Source organism: Psychrobacter sp. UBA2514, from assembly GCF_002341255.1.
In the GTDB taxonomy this organism is placed as follows: domain Bacteria; phylum Pseudomonadota; class Gammaproteobacteria; order Pseudomonadales; family Moraxellaceae; genus Psychrobacter; species Psychrobacter pacificensis.
Genome location: NZ_DDNS01000003.1, coordinates 77,594 through 96,671, shown reverse-complemented (window position 1 = coordinate 96,671; position 19,078 = coordinate 77,594). Strand labels below are relative to the sequence as shown.

Here is a 19,078-nt window from a genome sequence, read left to right as displayed (position 1 = left end):
CCGCACCCTTTCACCCTTACCGATGACATTGGTGTCTTGCGACAATCAACTAAGTCAAAGGCGGTCTACTCTCTGCTGCACTGGTCGTCAGATTACTCTGCCCAGCCGTTAGCTGGCACGCTGCCCTATGTAGCCCGGACTTTCCTCCCCTGCTCATCTGTTGCCAGTGTACAGCGGCGATCGCCTAGTCTACCAAGCGCGCTAGTATAGCAAAACTAACGCCTGTATGGGAATGTCTTTTCGGCTTATTTTTAGAATGACTTTAATGACCTTAAAAGCACTTTAAACACTTAGATAAACGCTGTTGGCAAGGTTATGTCAGCATTATCTGAATGTTTATTTGCTTGTTTGGCCAAAACCAGCCAGTGAGCTTTGGGATAATGGCAAGCCAAATACGCCTGCAAAAAATCAATGGTACTATTTGCAATCTCAGCATCCGTTTGTTCAGCATCATCATGGATATGATTGTAAATCACACTATGGATCATTAAGCCGCGCGATTTTATGGCTTCTAAACTGAGTAACGTATGATTAATACTGCCCAGTCGGCCAGAGGTGACCAAGACGATAGGATAGCCTTGTTCAGCGATATAATCCAAGGTTAATAGTTGCTCATTTATCGGTACCAGTAGCCCGCCTGCCCCTTCAAGCAACACCAACTCATAATCGGCTTGCAATACGTTGGTGGCATCGGTAATCACATTGATGTTAAGAGGCTGATTGGCCAATGCTGCGGACAGATGCGGTGACGCAGGCTTCTCATAGCGATAAGGACAGGTGGTAAAGTCCAAATCGCATGGCTGTAATGGCATCTGCATCAATTGACGGTGACTTAAAATATCATCCGCAATGCCTAGTTCGCCATCTGCTTGTTTACTGATGCCTGTTTGTACCAACTTTTGCGTGATAACGTTGACGCCTTGCTGCATTAATGATTTGGCAAGCAGACCCGTGGCATAGGTTTTGCCAATATCGGTATCAATGCCGGATACAAATAGCACGCTCATGGTTAACCTCGATGTTCTAAATATTTACGTACTACTTTTAGCAGCGCTTGGCATAAGGTGGTCAGCTCATCATCAGTAATCACATAAGGCGGCATGATATACACCAACTTACCAAAGGGTCTGACCCAGATACCATTATCAATCAATAAGGATTGAAAAATGGGCATATCAACAGCGTCTTCTAACTCAATCACCGCCACTGCCCCCAAACAACGTACCTCGGCTACACCTGCCAGCTGCGCAGCTGGCGTCAGGGCTTGCTCCATCGTACGTTGCATACTGGCAGTACGCGTTTCGATATCATAAGACAGGATCAAATCAATCGATGCACAGGCGACCGCACAGGCGAGCGGATTACCCATAAAGGTCGGACCATGCATCAGCGCTGGATAGTCGCTATTGTGAATGGTATCGGCAATTTTGCGGGTACATAGTGTTGCGGCAAAAGTCATGTAGCCGCCGGTCAGCGCCTTGCCAATGGTCATGATATCAGGGCTGATGCCAGCATGTTCACACGCAAATAGTTTGCCACTACGCCCAAACCCAGTAGCAATCTCATCGGCAATCAATAGTACATTATGCTTATCGCACAGTTGACGCAGCAATTGTAGATATTCAGGACTATAAAAACGCATACCACCTGCGCCCTGAATAATCGGCTCGATAATAAATCCTGCCAGCTGCGCGCCATACTCTGCAAAAAACTGAGCTAATGTTTCACGATCATCTACTGTCAATACGCGATCAAACCCAAGTGGCGGCGCAGGAACGAAATGTTGCATCGGTAATTGCTTGCCATACAGACTGTGCATTCCATTGATAGGATCACAGACACTCATGGCATGCCAAGTATCTCCGTAATAGCCTGAATGGGTTGACGCAAACTGCTGCTTGTTTGGGCGCTTGGCAGCCACTTGATATTGCAGCGCCATTTTTAGTGCCACTTCTACGGCGATACTGCCACTGTCCGCATAAAAAATAGCGTCAAGGCTAGAAGGCACAATATCGAGTAGCTTTTTGCCCAAGTCTATCGCTGGCTGGTGGGTCAAGCCACCAAACATCACATGCGCCATTTTCCCCAGCTGCTGAGTCAGTGCGTCATTTAGCTTAGGATGATTGTAGCCATGGACGCTCGCCCACCATGACGACATACCATCAATTAAGCGCGTGCCGTCTTCAGTAATGATATAAATCCCTTCAGCGCGATCGATAACGATATTGGAATAGATGGGTGGTAGGCTGGCATATGGATGCCATAAGTGCCGTTGATCAAACTCATTCGTTGCTTGGATGGCTGTGGTGATCGTGGTTTTTTTGGTCATCGTATTGTCCCTAAAACGTTGTAAACCCAAACGTCATCAATCGCTTATCAAGATTTTATTGACCTGTAATACGCTTGTATTTGGCTAATAAATCATTTTCTGTCTCGACATGATTGGGGTCATGAGGGATACAGTCGACGGGACAAATCACCACGCATTGTGGCTCGTCAAAATGTCCGACACATTCTGTGCATAGATCCGGATCAATGACATAAATATCATCGCCTTCTGAGATGGCCTCATTGGGGCAAGCAGGCTCACACACATCACAGTTAATGCACTCATCAGTGATTAATAGCGCCATAAACTGCTCCTTATATTTTTGCTCATATTAGCCCTATCTGGCTGCGCTTGACTGTTTTAGCAAGTGCTAGCAGAGTATTTTTGATGCAGCATCTTTTAGTTACTATTTAATTTTTTGTCAAAAGCTTGCAACACACAAGGTGGGACAAATTTACTGACATCGCCACCGAGTTTGGCAATTTCACGAATCATCGTAGATGAGATAAATGAATAGTTCTGAGAGGGGGTCAAAAATACGGCTTCAAAGTTTTCATCCAGCTCGCGGTTCATATTGGCCAGTTGAAACTCGTACTCAAAATCGGACATCGCTCGCAGCCCGCGCAGCACGGCGGTGGCGTGTTTTTCGCGCATAAAATCAACGAGCAACCCTTCAAAGCCAATCACCGAGACTTGCGGCAAATCGGCAAATACGGTCTCGACTAAAGCAACGCGCTCTTCAAAATTAAATAGAGGTTTTTTATGATGCCCCGAGGCAACCGCGATCACAACCTCATCAAAGAGCTTGGTTGCGCGTGTCACCAAATCCACATGACCATTGGTAATGGGATCAAACGTACCAGGATATAGAATTTTGGTGTGTAGCTTTGAGGAATTAGGAGAAATAGAATGGCTCATAGCATGGCTAATATAATCGGTAATATTAGGCCATATGCTAGCAAATTTTGCTCAAACTTAATACTTATCTGCTACATTTGTCCTAACAGCCGATTTACCTTTTCACCAGAGGCTTTGATACAATAGGCGGTTCGACTCATCTGACTTATAATCCAAATAAAATTCAATACCATTGAATGGGTTAAGATGAGGAATTAGTAGGACTGGTCAAATAAGGCGCCTGTGTTTTTAGGCAATCCTTATGGAGAAATTATGTCAAAAAAATCAAAAAAACCTGATAATCAGATTTGCGCCAATAAAAAGGCGCGTCATGAATATTTTATCGAAGAAACCTTTGAAGCGGGACTGGCATTGCAAGGCTGGGAAGTCAAAGCCATTCGTGCAGGAAAAATGACCATCACTGAAGCGTACGTCATATTTCGCAATAACGAAGCTTTCTTATTTGGTGCGCACATTCAGCCATTACTATCGAGCTCTACGCACGTTAGTCCAGACAGTATTCGTACCCGTAAACTGCTGCTCAATCGTCGTGAAATCGAAAAACTGTCTGGAGCAATCAATCAAAAAGGCTACGCTTGCGTACCGCTGTCTTGCTACTGGAAAAACTCGCTAGTGAAATGCCAAATCGGCCTCGCACTAGGTAAAAAGCAGCATGACAAACGTAAGACGTTAAAAGATCGTGACTGGGAACGTGATAAGCAGCGTGGTTTCAAGCAGCACTTGGGTTAATATTCATTCAAGTATTGTCGAACAATCATTATAAAAAAGGACGGCTCAGTAAATATTGAGCCGTCCTTTTTTGTACCTTATTAATGCTTATATAGTCAGTTCAAAACAAAAATATCATAAGTTCCAAAGCGCTACTGGGATGAATTTTTCACAGACTCTGTGTATACAGCACGCAAGGAAAATTTATACCAGTAGCGCCATAACATTTTTAAATTGAATCTACTATACTTATCAACTGTTAACACTCGTGACTGACAATACTCATTAACTACCATACTAGCCGCTTACGCGACCTGCCCCTTGATTGATGATGGCACACTTTTACGAGCGCGAAGCTGCTTTATCCCATGAGCAATCAAACAAGCAATACCCAACCAGATCAACCCATAGCTATAAATCATTGCTGATTCAAACGGATTGCCGAGCACCGTCACCGCCAATATAAATAGCAATGCAGGTTCTATATAACTCATCATGCCATAGACATTGACGGGTAGCATTTGGCTGGCATCAATATTGGTTTTCATTGCTAGGATGCTCAAAACGCCAAGACCAACTAACATCATGATCAAAAATCCAGACCCTGCTACCATTGCCAAATTGCTAGGTGCAAAAAAGTACAAGTAACCAAGCGCAAATGGGGCAAACAAGGTCAGATCGACCAGCATACCAGTGATGGCGTCAATGCCTTGGAGTCTACGCACGATATAATATATCGGATAAGTACCACACACCCACAATGTCGCCCAAGAAACACTCTGCGTACGAATGATTTCACTACATACCCCTACCGCCGCAAATGCGACCGCAAGCCACTGTAGACGACTGAGCTTTTCGCCGAACAGCAGGCAACCGAACACCACCATCATGAGTGGAAACAAAAAATAGCCCATCGCGGTTTGTACACCTTGCCCATTGACCGGTGCCCACATAAATAGCCAAAGCTGACTCAAAAATATCGGCGTAGGTAGTAGTAACCATGCCCACTGTTTGACTGAGCGCAAAGCACGCAATTTATCGATGTGCATGCCTAGCCGTCCACTTATCAATAAGTAGCCAACCAACACCGCCCACATTGACAGCATACGCCAGATAAACACTTGTGTGCCTGACAAAGGCGTCAGAAAGCTGCTATACGCATAGAGCACACCAAACAAAATATTGGATAAGATGGCAAATGACACTCCCAACATCAGCGTGCGCTGCTGCGTGTTACCAGTCGTCCAAATCGCAGGCAATGGCAAACGTGAAGTAGTGGTTGCTAGCGCATTAGCGAATACATTGGAGAGCATTGAGATAGACATGATAAGCACCGTAGTTATTAGTAGATGATAAAAAAACAATTACTCGCTCTTTTTTTAAAGCAGCTCTGATTGGTACGGTCTATTTTACTAGAGTGCTTTGATATATTATCTCTATAAAAATGTATTTATGGATAAATTTATCAAAATGATGTCATATAAATAACTATTTTCTTAAATTTAAATTATTAGTGATAATATTTATAATCGAAAACCTAATAATCATAATTAATGAGGGTACATTATCATGAGCCATATCCTAGACAGCACTGATAAAGCTATTTTGAATTTATTGCAAGACGATGCGACATTACCGCTTAAAACTGTCGCAGAACGAGTGCATGTGTCTGTTGCCACTGCTCAGCGTCGCATTCAAGCATTGATAGATAGCGGCGTGATTACCAAGCAAGTCGCCATCGTTAATCCTAATAAAGTGGGTTACGGTCTGACCGCAGTGGTGATGATAGAAATGGAGCGCTCCAACACATCAATGCAGCGCCGGTTTGAGCGTTTGATGGATTCGCAAACACAGGTGATGAGCTGTTATGAAGTATCTGGCGATTTTGATTTTATGCTGATGGTCAATGCCAAAAACATGAGCGACTACCACCAGTTCACCCGTAGCTTGCTGACTTACGAAAACAATGTACGCAATTTTAAGAGTCAGTTTGTGATGAACTTTACCAAGAGTGGAACCAAGATTACCTTAGACTAAATACATCTACCTGTATTAGTTGAGTTGGTATCAGCTTTTTTATTAATAATTGGTGTTTAAACTGCATTCAAAACTTGTAGAAAATTAACATAAGTTGGATAATATTAGCAATTTTTATTCACCGTAGTAGACAAGGAAGCCTGAGCATGACCTCTCAATCAGACTACCCTCATAAAATAAACAGCAGGTACAGCACTCTAAACCAAATACGCCCAAAAGCTTTGGTAACAGGAACCATGTTGGCTTCAATGCTTGCAATGTCAGGCTGTGCGACCAGCTCATTGCTAGAAAGTAATGACCATATCATCACGACCAAGCAGACATTGTCAGAAGATCAAGTGATCGCTTTTGGCCGTCCGGCGCAAGCATTACCAAAAACGCCAAATGCAACGATGGTTATCGTTGGTGAAAAAAACAGCTACGTACTCACCCAAGGTGGGACTGAGATGACCAGTTTGCTCAGCAATCTGACACAAAAAAACATTCACGTTGACAATGACATGAATTTTTATGTCCCCAATAACGATGGACACTTCCAAGGGGAGATGAAGCTGTCTTATGCCAAACTAAAAGACGAGTTTGGACGCTCAGATTATCAGTTCTTTTTACAAAATAATGCCCGAGAGTGTACCTCAGCCAGTGATCAACGTATTGGTGCCCAGCGTTTTTGTTTTAATGTCCCCGTGAAAGGTGCCATATATCCGCAAGTGAGTAATTTAAGCTTGATTCAGTCAAATTATCGCGCTCTAACCAAGCCTTATACGGTAAGCTTTTATACTCAAACGCAGCAAAAAAACACAAACCGTCATGGACCAAATAGCGCACAAAAACTGGTGCTGCTGCCCTTTGCCCTTGCATTTGATGTGGTGACTTTCCCGCTTCAATTATTAGATAATTAAAAGCTATCAGACAGCGCACTGACTCACCTGAAACCATAAGGTACGTTACGAGGCGATATCCGTACTTGCTCGTAACGTGCTCACTTGATAGGTTAAAATAATTTTTCAACAATGGCTTTTGGATAACTTTGCTTGGCCGTTTGTGCCGCTTGAAACAGTATCTCATCTGCCTCTACAGGACCAGTAATATCGCACAAGCACACGTAGGCAAGCTGCATCAGATTGTTTAACAGGTGCTCATTGTCCGGTACAGGTGGACGATTACCTTCCAAAAATTGATTGATATTGATGTGGTGCCCTTTGAAGGTGCGTTCTTGCGAAACAGTTTGGTGCATACTATGAAAAAAGCTGCGACTATCTGCTGCCGTTAGCTGACTGCGCAGCGCTTCAATCACGGTATAAAATGCGAGAACGGACTCAGAGATAGGTACGGGTGCATTGATTGTCTCGTTATGGCCATTGTGACTGTCAGACTCCACTGTCTGCTGACTATCCACTTGCAACGTAGCCCAAAAGCCTTTACGAATTTTAGATTTGTGATCTTGTAGTTCAGGATAGCGCCTTGTCGCATCCAACACACACTGCTGCATCATTTTGACAGAGACAGTTGAGTACTGTTGCCACTGCCTCTTGAGCAGGCGCACCTCTTCAGGATGTAAATACTCTGACAGCACCTCTGCCATCGCAGACACGGTTTGGTCGACGGATTGAGTATCAATATTCATCAGCTCTCTCCTATAAATGCCGCTCTGTTAGGCTTTTCGCATCGAACATCTGCTTTTGGAATTCAGGATAGCCGAGCTCGGCATGCTCGGTATAATCAAGGCCACGCTGCTCATGTAAGCGGCTGGCCTTTAACCCAAAGCTCATATCAATCAGCTTATACATCACAAGACCAAGCCCTAGCCCCCATGCCAGTGCTACTCCCACGCCTAGCGCTTGTACGCCAATTCGTGATAGGTTGAATAAATCCTCTGTATAAAACAATCCAGCCGCGAGTGTGCCCCATGCACCGCCGAATCCATGCACTGCCACCGCTGATACCACATCGTCTATTTTGAGCTTCAATAATGCTTGCGTGGATAAAATATAGACCACAGAGGCGATGGCACCGATGACAACGGCGAAAACAGGCGTTGTTGTGGCACAGCCTGCCGTGATAGACACCAGACCAATCAAACTGGCATTGACACTATCACTGAGCAAAATGGCTTTGCTCATTGTCCGAGCAATCAGCATGTAGCTCACCACCGCACTGACCGCAGCGATAAAAGTATTGACGGCAATCAAGCCAATATTTCCAGTGATAGATAATGTCGATCCAGCATTGAAGCCGAACCAACCAAACCATAAGATAAACCCGCCAAGCGCCAATAGCGTCATGTTGTGACCTGCGATGAGTCTTGGCGTACCATCAGGGGCAAAGCGCCCCAGTCTTGGCCCAATGATTAAGATGCCTGCCAGTGCCAACCAGCCCCCGATAGAATGCACCACGGTCGACCCAGCAAAATCGATAAAACCAAGCTCAGCTAGCCAGCCTGACCCGCCGAAATACCCACCCCAGACCCAGCTGGCAAACACAGGATAGATAAATAGACAGATCAAACAGGCGGCGACTGCATAGCCGATAAACGAGACACGCTCTGCCATGGCACCACTCGCGATGGTCACCGCTGTCGCCGCAAACATCATCTGAAAGAACATCAGTGCCCAGTCCATATTGGACAGATTGACTGGCATAAAATGATCGGTACCGACAAACCCCGAATTATTAGTACCCATCATCAACCCAAAACCCACCAAATAAAACGCCAGACCACCGATACACATGTCGGTGTAGTTTTTCATCATCACATTGACGGCGTTCTTGGCACGCACGGAGCCGCTCTCTAGTAGCGCAAAACCTGCCTGCATAAAGAACACCAAAACCCCGCCCCAAACAATCCAAGCGATGTTTTGATATTCGAGTAGCTGCGCCACCGTCAATGTGTCAGCCGCGGCCGCTTGTGCACTGGCGATCGTGCCAAACAATAGCGTCCCCAGCATAAGTATCTTGTGCAGTAATGTTCTTAGTAGCTCTTTTATCGCATTCAGCCCAACAGATGATGTTCTCATTTTATCTCCAAACACTTATCTATCCGTTCAATTTTTATCGGTGCACCATTTTCACTCATGAATGCACACAAATAAGCCCTAACGGGGTTGGAGCAAAAGCTATGCCAAAAGCTATGGATGAAAATCAGAACGGCTAACAAACATGAGAAAACAAATGATTAGTGCTGACCGAACCCATACTTTGATAACTGCACTTTAACAACCATGCTTGCGACAATGTGACGGTTCTGCTGAAACCATTTTTACCATTGTTTGGTTGGGCTAGTCGCTTACTTTGCATAAGCAGTTTATCTCGCGCTATCAATAACTTATCGGCAATCACCACTCATAGAATAGGTCGCATAGTGAAGGTGATTCATGTTAAAATGAGCGCTTTTAAATCAGCCTTTATTATCAATGATGAATAAAGGTTGTATTTTTAGTGCCATTTTCTAATTAACAGGTCCGCCCATGTCTGCCAATACCATTGCCCGCACTGCCTTTAAACAAGGCACCAAGCCACTTTATGATTATGACAAACACTGGGCGAGCTGCTACGAGCCTGCGCCTTATCTGCCGATGAGCCGCAAAGAAATGGACGATCTGGGCTGGGATGCTTGCGATGTTATCATCGTCTCAGGCGATGCCTATGTCGATCACCCAAGCTTTGGTATGGCGATTATCGGTCGCTTGCTTGAGTCACAAGGCTTTCGCGTCGGTATCATCGCGCAGCCTGATTGGAAGAGCAAAGACGCCTTTATGGAGCTTGGCAAACCTGTCTATGCGTACGGCGTGACCGCTGGCAATATGGATAGTATGATCAACCGCTATACCGCCGATCGTAAAATCCGTAGTGATGATGCCTACTCTCCTGGCAACGTGGCTAATAAGCGCCCTGACCGCGCGGCTATCGTCTATAGCCAGCGCTGCCGTGAAGCCTATCCTGATGTGCCTATTATCTTGGGCGGTATTGAGGGCAGCTTACGCCGTATCGCGCATTATGACTATTGGTCAGACAAAGTGCGCCGTAGTATTTTGCTCGATGCGCGTGCGGATGTCTTACTCTATGGTAATGCTGAGCGCGCCATCGTCGATGTCGTACATGGTCTGTCAAAAGGCTATAGCTTTGAGCAAATGAGTAAGCTACGCGGTACAGCGTATTTATTGACCCCAACGCGTCGTCATTGGCAAGCGGATATGACTGAGGTCGCTAGTAACGATGTCGATACCGTTGGCCGTGTCGATCCGATCATCAACCCGTATGTCATGACCGAAGACGTTGATAGCTGCTCAATTGAGCAGAACAAACCATCGGACTCGCCTGTCGGGCAAGCCATGCCGTCATCAATGTCGTCACAGTATCAAGGTTTTGTCGCTGAGCCCGTCACTGACAAAATCATTAATGCCGACCAAGTGGACACTGATACCCAAGTGGTACAGATGCGCGGCTTTGACAGTGCGTTTAATAAGCCAAAAACCGCCCGCAAGCATAAAATCAAAATGCCCCCACGTGAGCAAACGGTGATTCGTCTGCCTGACTATGAGCATGTCAAATCTGACCCTGTGCTTTATGCGCATGCCAACCGTATCTTACATTTAGAGACCAATCCGGGTAACGCTCGCGCGCTGGTGCAGCGTCATAGTAGCGGTGCAGGTAACTCGCATACTTCTATCGATGTCTGGCTGAACCCACCACCGATTCCACTCTCGACAGAAGAGATGGATTATGTGTTTGACCTGCCCTATGCCCGTCTGCCGCACCCAAGCTATGGCGATGCGCGTATCCCTGCTTATGACATGATCAAGTTTTCGGTCAATATCATGCGCGGCTGTTTTGGTGGTTGTACCTTCTGCTCGATCACCGAGCACGAAGGCCGTATCATCCAAAACCGTTCAGAAGACTCAATCTTGCGTGAAGTCGAAGCGATTCGTGATACTGCACCCAACTACACTGGCGTGATCTCTGATCTTGGTGGGCCAACGGCCAATATGTATCGTCTGAGCTGTAAAGACGAGACGATTGAGAAAAACTGCCGTAAACCGTCTTGCGTCTATCCTGATGTCTGCGAAAACCTGCTGACCGATCACAGTAATTTGACCAAACTGTATCGCAAAGCCCGTGATATCAAAGGCGTGAAAAAAATCCTTATCGCGTCTGGTCTGCGTTATGATTTGGCGGTTAAAGATCCTGAATACGTCAAAGAGCTGGTCACGCACCACGTCGGTGGCTATCTAAAAATCGCCCCTGAACACTCAGAAGACAACGTATTGTCAAAAATGATGAAGCCTGGCATGGGCACGTATGATGAGTTCAAAGCCATGTTCGAGCGCTTTAGTGCCGAGGCGGGCAAAGAGCAGTACCTCATCCCTTACTTTATCGCCGCGCACCCTGGCACCACCGATGAAGATATGATGAACCTTGCGCTGTGGCTCAAACGCAATGGCTTTCGCGCGGACCAAGTACAGGCATTTTATCCAAGCCCGATGGCGACCGCCACGACCATGTATCACACGCACAAAGACCCGCTGCACAAAATCAACCGCGAGCAAGGCGATGTGACCATCGTCAAATCGGGCAAACAGCGTAAATTGCACAAGGCATTCTTGCGCTATCACGACCCAAAAAACTGGGCGCTACTACGTGACGCGCTAAAAGCCATGGGGCGCAGTGACTTGATTGGCAAGAGCCGCGCTTGTCTTATCCCGCCATTTAACGCAAGCTTAGAAGGGCGTGACGCGGGGCAAGACAGCTACCAATCGGCACGCAAAAAGAACAGTCGCCTAGGCAATGACTCAGTGAAGCGTAGCAACAACTCGTCAAACAACAACGCTGCAAACCGTGCTGGCACAAGCAAAAATACGGTCGGGAAAAACAGTAAGAAAAAAGTCAGTAAAGGCAATTTCCAAACTCAGCATACAGGTCTGCCACCGCGCAAAACCAAATAGCTTGATAAGAAATAGCATTAAAATATGATCTAAACGTCGGTCGTGTTAAATCCATAAAAAGCCCCTACCAGCGCTCAGTTGATAGGTGCTTTTTTATCTGACTTATTAATGAATAAAAATTCAAATGATTATCGTTTATCTTTCAATAGGCTGGCGATGGTAAGTTACATTTGTCATTGATTGGGTAACGAAGCTAATAGGTAATGAACAATTTCTAACACGGCAATACTTCGTTTTCGCTACTATAAGCCTCATATGCTAAACGCATTATTAAGAACAAGTAAATGACACCAGTAATACTTTGGAGAAAATGATGAATACCATCACTAAAATTGCAACTGCCCTACCTGCGCTTGCCTTACTGAGCGCTTGTGCCACGACTGCCTCTACCACGCCAGAGACGACTGATACCCCTGCGCCAGAAAAAGTCACTGCCGCTTATGACCGCATGGCAGCAGCCCCATATACCTGTACCGATGGCAGCACCATCATGGCAAAACAGTCTATTAACAAAAAACAAGTCATGCTCAATGCCACCTTACCTAAAGTAAAATGGACAGAGCAAAAGCTCGTCTTAAACGGTGATGTAAAAGGCGACGTCGCAAGCTATGTCAACGACTCAAATCCAAAAGCGGTCTATGCGTGGCACATGAAAGGTGACAAAGGAATCTTTGCAATGAAATGGGCAAGCGGTCAAGAATATAAAGTAAACTGCCAACTCTAATCAATCAAAGATAAGCAGCACTCTATCAAAAGTAAAACAGTCGCCCTAGAGTGGCTGTTTTTTATGCGTGTTCTTTATACACATCTTCTCTCTGATGATTATGAATATCATCAGTGCTGGTTTGTTTTGCTAGAGAAGCACACCGAAACCTGTCAAAATAGCCTTTAGCACCAATTAATGATGATCAATAATAAAAAGGATAACCCGATGGCGACGCGTCTGATAACGATGATGGTAATGGCAGCTGCTAGTATGTGGACGCTAACAGGCTGCGATAATAACACCGAAACCCCTAACCAAGCCTCTAAAACAGCGGCGACCGCATCAGACTCGTCAACACCCGCAGCCGATCAGATAGACTGGTCGCTAGTCGATAGCGGGACAAAGCCTGCCGATCCCACCAACTATAAGTATCCATTTGCAATCGACAGTCAAAACGTCCGTGACTATGCAGAGTACTTCGATGTGGACGCGGCGACAGCGCAGCACAACCTCACTATCAGTATGGCAAGTAACGAAGCGCTATCCAAAGCCTTGGATCAGCTGAGCGAAACCTATGTCTCACATGAGCTGACCGATGGTAACGAGATGACACTGGTCATTCATACCACACCCAATGTCGCTGCCAGTCGCTATGACTATGTGTTATCAGACGACTTTGCCAAAGGGTTGATATTACCTATCGTAATCAAACCTGATGGCAAAAAAGGGGATGCTAAGGCGCATGCTGAGATGGTTGAATAGTGTGGATAGTAATTTCCATAGAATAGCAGCATAGATGTTAACCCATGCTGCTATTCTGCTTGAGCCTTTTATTAGAAATATAACTTACTTATACCATTCCTGCTTTATAGCTTCAAAATCTAAATCCCTCCACTCTTCCTTCCATAGCTTCCAGTATGGAATATCATTCGATGAAGGAGGGGTTATACATTTATTAATCTGAATAATTGAAGGAAGTACAACTGAATCCCCTATCAATAATCCTTCGCCCGCTTTAAAAGCAGGCATCATATTTATTAAACTACCTAATGTATCGGGTAATAATTTTTTAACATAGCTTTGATCATTAGGATTAGTTAGTCGCATTGCAATGAAGTTATTACATTGCGAGAAAATAGTTTCAGATATCTCGGAAGGTCTTTGGCTAGCTAGAAGCAAAGAAATACCATATTTCCTACCTTCTTTAGCAATCCTTTCAATTGAATGCTTCGATGCACGGAATTTTATTAACTCGCTTTTTGGTACATATTTATGTGCTTCTTCATAAACCAATAAAATTGGAATATCATTATTGATAGTTTCATCAGGATTTCGATCACACCTCAGACGTTTATAAATATATCCATACTCAAATATAATTCTAGAAATTAGAGATACTGTAACACTAAGCACCTCAAAAGGGACACCGCTTAAATCAATAATAGTTACGTTTGAAATACTGTCTCCAGAACAACCCATCAATTGCTTCAAAGTATCCTCAAAGCTTATTTCTTTTGATTTTTGACCTAAAAGAAAGTCTAGTCTTTTGTCGTTTACCTTACTACTGAGCCTATTCAAAAAATTTATTAACGTACCATTAAGAGTACCGCTAGCAGTAGTAGTAATACACTCTATGTCATCACTAAAAAGCTTATACTCTGTAGATTCCGAAAAATCAAATTCTTCTTGATCAGACGTTCTCCAAATTATTCTATGATCTTTATCTCTTTTTTCATTATTCCTATTTCTAATATAACTAAGCACTTCATCTAAGTTAAAAAAAGATGGGAAATCATAGTGAATCTTATCCTTTTTTAAAGGATCATCACAGTGAAATTTTCTATTATTCACAACTGCCTGTTTAAAAACATTACGTTGATTATGATCATTAATTTCTGTATCTAAGAAAAGATCTTCTAACTCATCACTATTAAGCATCCAGTAAGGTAGAACCAGACTTCCTATATCTAAGATATTTGCATCAGGAAATGCAGATCTATATTCAGAGTGAATATCAAAAATAATCACTTGAGAATTATTTAACTCAAAATCTCCATCTTTTTGGGAAATAGCTTTTTGAAGTATTGTAGATACTGTATGAGACTTTCCTGATCCTGTTGATCCCACGATAGCTATATGTTTATTGAAAAATTTATTACCATCCACAGGCACATTTATACTTTCGTTAGAAGACAATTTAGAGAAACAAAACTCATTTTCCTTCACAATAGAGCTTTCATATATTTTCTTAATATCTTCAACAGTAGCAGGTTCAACCTTTTTTGGTGGAATAGCAATTGAATCTCCACCCCGAATAAAGCAATCATCTTTGATGATACCTAGCGGATGGGCTTCTAGTAAATAACTACGTTTACCATCATCATTTACTTCAATTGAGAAATTCTCGATTATACCAATAAGCATCACATTTTCATTATCGGATATTCTTAAATAAGAACCAACTTTAAGAGATTCATCAGCTAAACTAAATTCTTTCAAATCATCTACAGAAATTTTTACCTTATCTGGAGATACTGCAATAACTTCAGCATTTAATCTTCCATTGATATCAATACATACTGTATCCATCAGATTACTTCCTTAATGTCTTTAATCTCTTTTAGTTCAATCCTAATATGTTTCATATTATCATTTTCATAATATAGTCGGTTCACTATAAAATCGATACAATAAGATTAAACGCTATTTTGCGCAGCCTCTGGAGACGTAGTCACAGCAAGCAAGAAAAATAGCGTTTAATCAAATGAATTTATTATCCTGTATCGTTTTTATTTAGACTTAACTATAGAAAAACGGTTCATCTATATAAAACTGATAAATACATACCATTTTATCACTAAATTTTAATATCGTTTTCAAGTCTTCAATATTATTCAAAAATTTTATTTCTATTGGATTTTCATAGCTGATAGCCTGTAACATAAATCTTGGTGAGAAATCTGCACCTTGAAAGTAATACCCATCAATAAATTTTCTTCCAGCACTTGTTAAATATTTTTTTATTTCAATAATTTCTTTTTCTTCTATATTTTTTATAAAAATAAATGGACAAAACCTGTCAGGCGTTCTTTTAGTTAACTTACTATATTTTTTGGAAATTAATAATATTAGCTCTATCAAATCCGCTCTGTCATAACTATTAATATCCACCTCTAATAGGAAAAACCTATTAAAGCTTTCAACATTTAAAGCAGAAAATATATTCTTTTTTAAATTTTTTAGATGCTGATTTTTTCCTTTTATCTCAACAAACCATTTATTGAATATAATTTCCTTCTTATTGATATTTCTTAAAAAATCTGATTTTGAAACCTTTCTATCATTAACATTAGACTGTATAGATAAATTCTTTATTTCATTTAAAGCATTTTTATAGTAGTAATTCTCAGCCTCAAATCTTTCGCAATTAAATATCCTCTCCATATTTTCAAATATTATTTCTAATTGACTACTATACTCCGTAGCATAGACATCAATATCTAAAATAGAAATAAATTCCTCTAACTCATTATCTGTAGCTTGCAGTTTCTCGTAATGTTTATGCTCAACTTCACCTTTCCTATAAGTAAGAAATGCAGACTTAAGAAGATCTAAATCAATTGTTTGTATCAGTTTATCCTGTCCAGATTTATAGTGACCGTATAGTTTATACTTAATTTTCCTACTATTATTCCTTTTTCTATTAATAAAATCATCAAACATTAGTCTAATAGGTTTAGAGATAACTGAGTGGTTATATTCAGTATTCTCATAATATTTGCATTGTATAGCAGTTATCTCACCTCCTTCCTCAATATCAAGATCTTCTATTTCTTCTACAGTTAGTATATTGCTTGGGTTTTCCTGACTAAGGATTTGAAAAATAGTGTAATCAAACTGATAAAAATAGCCTTTGATTGTATGAATAGCGCTTCTGTCACTCATTTCAAACCCTTATTTAGAATAAATTAAAAATAAATTAAGCTTTTCATAGTAAAAATCTTATAAACATATTAATTAATAATCTAAAAATAGTAAACTGGATTTTATTTTTAACCTCCAACCATCGCCAAAAACTCATCTTCACCCACTACTTTAACGCCTAACTTCTCTGCCTTCGTCAGCTTCGAACCTGCTTTTTCCCCTGCCAGTAGCGCAGTGGTTTTTGCGGAGATGCTGCCTGATACTTTTGCACCGAGCGCTTGCAGTTTGGCTTTGGCTTCATCACGCGCCATGCTCGCAAGCGCTCCGGTGATAACCCACGTCTGCCCATCGAGCGGCAAGCCATCTGCCGAGACCGCCTCGACCGCGTCCCAATGCACACCCGCTGCCTGTAGCGCGTCAATCACCTCAATGTTGTGCGGGGCGCGGAAAAACTCATGCACCAGCTCGGCGGTAATCGCGCCCACGTCGGGGGTCTGTAGTAGCGCGTCGATATCCGCCTGCATCAAGGGGGCAAGCTCGCCAAACTGCTGCGCGAGGTTTTGCGCGGTGCTCTCGCCCACGCCGCGAATGCCGAGCGCGTAGATAAAGCGCGCAAGGGTGGTGTGTTTGCTCGCTTCAATGGCGGCAAGGATGTTATTGACCGACTTTTCGCCCAGCTTTTCAAAGTTAATCAAATCATTGGTGTGCTTGTGCAGCTGATAGATATCGGCGACGGTCTTGATGAGTCCGTGCTCAAAAAAGCTAATCAGCCAGCGCTCACCAAGCCCATCGATATCCATAGCACGACGTGAAACAAAGTGAATCAGCGCCTCAGTCTGCTGCGCTGGGCAATACAGTCCGCCTGTGCAGCGTGCCAATGCCTCATCTTCTGGTAGGATGACAGGCGAATCACAGACAGGACAAGTCGAAGGTAGGGTCACAGGTTCAGAATCCGCTGGGCGCTGGTCTGCCCAAACGCGGGTGACTTTGGGTATCACATCGCCTGCGCGGTGGACGCTGACCATATCGCCTGCTCGCACGTCAAGGCGCTGGATCTCACCAAAGTTATGCAAGGTGACATTGCTGACGGTGACACCGCCGACTTTGACGGGTTCGAGCTTACCGACTGGGGTGATTTGACCCGTACGGCCAACTTGCCATTCGATATCGTTGAGACGCGTCATCACAGTCTCGGCAGGGAATTTATAGGCCGTCGCCCAGCGCGGTTCACGGGATAAGAAGCCGAGCTGCTGCTGCAAGGCAAGACTATTCACCTTAATCACCATACCATCAATCTCAAATGGCAAATCGGCACGACTTTCTATCACTGACTCATAATAAGTCTGCGCGGCGCGTGGATTGGCGACCACTTCTACAGCGCTGACGGTGAAGCCAAGCTTGGTAAGCCATGCCAGCGCCCCTGACTGGGTATCGATACTTTCAGGCAGTCCTTGATTGACCGAATAGCCATAAAATGCGAGTGGACGACTGGCGGCTATGACGGGATCAAGCTGACGTAAGCTACCAGCAGCGGCATTACGTGGATTGGCAAAGGTTTTACCTTCGCTCGCCTCGCTAAGTCGATTCAGACGCTCAAACCCCGCCTTTGGCATCAGCACTTCACCGCGCACTTCTAACAACTCGATATCAGCCGCATCGGCGATCCATAGTGGTAAATTGCGAATGGTTTTGGCATTTTGGGTAATGTCCTCACCCGTCTGCCCATCACCGCGCGTGACCGCTTGGACAAATTTGCCATGCTCATATTTTAATGAAACGGCCAATCCATCAAGCTTTAGCTCCATCTCGTATTCAGGGTTTTGCTGCGAGTCGCTAAGACGATCATTGACACGGCGCATAAAGTCACGCAAATCATCATATTCAAAGACATTGCCCAGCGATAGCATCGGGATGTCATGCGTGACTTGGGTAAAGGCCGATAGCGGCATATCGCCGACTTGATTGATTGGGCTATCTGGCTGAACCAAATCTGGATAGGCTTCTTCAATCTCAAGCAGCGAGCGGCGCAATTGATCGTATTCGCTGTCTTCTAAGATTGGATTATCAAGCACATAGTAGGCGTAGTTGTGCGTTTTTATCGACTCGATAAGCATGCGCATTTGCGAGACAATTTCTGCATTATTATTTGTGCCGTCATTGGCCGAACTGGCTATATTAGATGTTGCACTTTGTACTTGAGCAGATAGGTTTTTAGAATTATTTGGTGAGGTGGCGTCAGTCATAGTCGGGGTCTTTTTTGTCATTCAAGATGCCGATATGATAACAAGTTTGCAGGATACTCGGATATAGCCAATCCTATATAAATCAGCTACTGTGTCAGGCTCGCTCAGTCTACTATGTGTAGTACTTTCACTCACCTTCCTCGTATCTAAATTATCTTGAACCGGCTCTAGATCTTTTAAGAAACTATAGCCCATTAAAAAAGGCAAATAACGTGAATCGCTATTTGCCTTTTTAACACTCTATAATTGTTTTTAGCAGTTGATTTACTTAGCC

16 protein-coding genes, 1 other RNA gene and 1 pseudogene are annotated in these 19,078 nt (G+C 43.5%); 7 read left to right on the top strand and 11 right to left on the bottom strand.

Translation table 11 applies throughout. The annotated features are described in order from the left end of the window. The 4 genes from rnpB to B3V51_RS01280 all read right to left on the bottom strand — a co-directional run. An RNA gene (gene rnpB / locus B3V51_RS01295) (RNase P RNA component class A) lies at positions 1–196 on the bottom strand; the annotation flags it as partial. A gap of 94 nt (positions 197–290) precedes the next feature. Next, on the bottom strand, positions 291–1,007 hold the full coding sequence (bioD, locus tag B3V51_RS01290) for a dethiobiotin synthase (RefSeq protein WP_286707829.1): 717 nt from the start codon (positions 1,005–1,007) through the stop codon (positions 291–293). A 2-nt stretch (positions 1,008–1,009) separates the two neighbouring features. Next, positions 1,010–2,329, bottom strand: coding sequence for an adenosylmethionine--8-amino-7-oxononanoate transaminase (gene bioA, locus B3V51_RS01285; RefSeq protein ID WP_286707828.1), 1,320 nt, complete (start codon positions 2,327–2,329; stop codon positions 1,010–1,012). A 55-nt stretch (positions 2,330–2,384) separates the two neighbouring features. After that, positions 2,385–2,633, bottom strand: a complete 249-nt coding sequence (locus tag B3V51_RS01280) for a YfhL family 4Fe-4S dicluster ferredoxin (RefSeq protein ID WP_058024492.1) — start codon at positions 2,631–2,633, stop codon at positions 2,385–2,387. Here B3V51_RS01280 and B3V51_RS12860 point away from each other — a divergent pair. Next, a pseudogene (locus B3V51_RS12860) lies at positions 2,634–2,684 on the top strand (hypothetical protein); the annotation flags it as partial. 44 nt (positions 2,685–2,728) lie between these two features. Here the strand turns inward: B3V51_RS12860 and coaD are convergent. After that, complete coding sequence (gene coaD, locus B3V51_RS01275) at positions 2,729–3,247, bottom strand: pantetheine-phosphate adenylyltransferase (protein WP_058024491.1); 519 nt, start codon at positions 3,245–3,247, stop codon at positions 2,729–2,731. Between the two features lie 252 nt (positions 3,248–3,499). On the opposite strand from coaD, the gene smpB reads away from it, so the two are divergent. Further along, positions 3,500–3,976, top strand: a complete 477-nt coding sequence (gene smpB, locus B3V51_RS01270) for an SsrA-binding protein SmpB (RefSeq protein WP_093067726.1) — start codon at positions 3,500–3,502, stop codon at positions 3,974–3,976. Positions 3,977–4,260: 284 nt separating this feature from the next. Here smpB and rarD read toward each other — a convergent pair whose 3' ends face one another. Next, the gene (gene rarD / locus B3V51_RS01265) at positions 4,261–5,280 is read right to left on the bottom strand and encodes an EamA family transporter RarD (protein WP_286707827.1); all 1,020 of its coding nucleotides are present in this window, start codon (positions 5,278–5,280) and stop codon (positions 4,261–4,263) included. A 244-nt stretch (positions 5,281–5,524) separates the two neighbouring features. On the opposite strand from rarD, the gene B3V51_RS01260 reads away from it, so the two are divergent. Together B3V51_RS01260 and B3V51_RS01255 are read left to right on the top strand one after the other, a co-directional pair. Next, positions 5,525–5,992 (top strand): Lrp/AsnC family transcriptional regulator, encoded by a 468-nt coding sequence (locus B3V51_RS01260; protein WP_071002305.1) that lies wholly within the window; start codon positions 5,525–5,527, stop codon positions 5,990–5,992. Between the two features lie 146 nt (positions 5,993–6,138). Beyond that, complete coding sequence (locus B3V51_RS01255) at positions 6,139–6,891, top strand: hypothetical protein (protein WP_339605578.1); 753 nt, start codon at positions 6,139–6,141, stop codon at positions 6,889–6,891. Between the two features lie 92 nt (positions 6,892–6,983). Here the strand turns inward: B3V51_RS01255 and B3V51_RS01250 are convergent, their stop codons facing one another. Together B3V51_RS01250 and B3V51_RS01245 are read right to left on the bottom strand one after the other, a co-directional pair. After that, complete coding sequence (locus B3V51_RS01250) at positions 6,984–7,616, bottom strand: hypothetical protein (RefSeq protein ID WP_212563910.1); 633 nt, start codon at positions 7,614–7,616, stop codon at positions 6,984–6,986. Between the two features lie 10 nt (positions 7,617–7,626). Further along, entirely contained in the window at positions 7,627–8,937 is a 1,311-nt protein-coding gene (locus B3V51_RS01245; RefSeq protein WP_414706358.1) for an ammonium transporter, read from the bottom strand. 519 nt (positions 8,938–9,456) lie between these two features. Between B3V51_RS01245 and B3V51_RS01240 the strand changes: the two genes are divergently transcribed. The 3 genes from B3V51_RS01240 (at position 9,457) to B3V51_RS01230 (ending at position 13,399) form a co-directional block, all read left to right on the top strand. Then, a complete protein-coding gene (locus B3V51_RS01240; protein ID WP_212563911.1) occupies positions 9,457–11,931 on the top strand; it encodes a YgiQ family radical SAM protein in 2,475 nt (824 codons plus the stop codon). 313 nt (positions 11,932–12,244) lie between these two features. Further along, positions 12,245–12,655, top strand: a complete 411-nt coding sequence (locus B3V51_RS01235) for a hypothetical protein (RefSeq protein ID WP_212563912.1) — start codon at positions 12,245–12,247, stop codon at positions 12,653–12,655. 177 nt (positions 12,656–12,832) lie between these two features. Beyond that, positions 12,833–13,399: a hypothetical protein gene (locus B3V51_RS01230; RefSeq protein ID WP_286707826.1), complete on the top strand. Its 567-nt coding sequence runs from the start codon at positions 12,833–12,835 to the stop codon at positions 13,397–13,399. A gap of 84 nt (positions 13,400–13,483) precedes the next feature. On the opposite strand, the gene herA is transcribed toward B3V51_RS01230, so the two are convergent. The 3 genes from herA to ligA form a co-directional block, all read right to left on the bottom strand. Beyond that, on the bottom strand, positions 13,484–15,226 hold the full coding sequence (gene herA, locus B3V51_RS01225; RefSeq protein WP_212563913.1) for an anti-phage-associated helicase HerA: 1,743 nt from the start codon (positions 15,224–15,226) through the stop codon (positions 13,484–13,486). 210 nt (positions 15,227–15,436) lie between these two features. Continuing rightward, on the bottom strand, positions 15,437–16,582 hold the full coding sequence (locus B3V51_RS01220) for a DUF4297 family anti-phage-associated protein (protein ID WP_286707825.1): 1,146 nt from the start codon (positions 16,580–16,582) through the stop codon (positions 15,437–15,439). Between the two features lie 107 nt (positions 16,583–16,689). Continuing rightward, the gene (ligA, locus tag B3V51_RS01215) at positions 16,690–18,804 is read right to left on the bottom strand and encodes an NAD-dependent DNA ligase LigA (RefSeq protein WP_212563916.1); all 2,115 of its coding nucleotides are present in this window, start codon (positions 18,802–18,804) and stop codon (positions 16,690–16,692) included. Positions 18,805–19,078 lie beyond the last annotated feature (274 nt).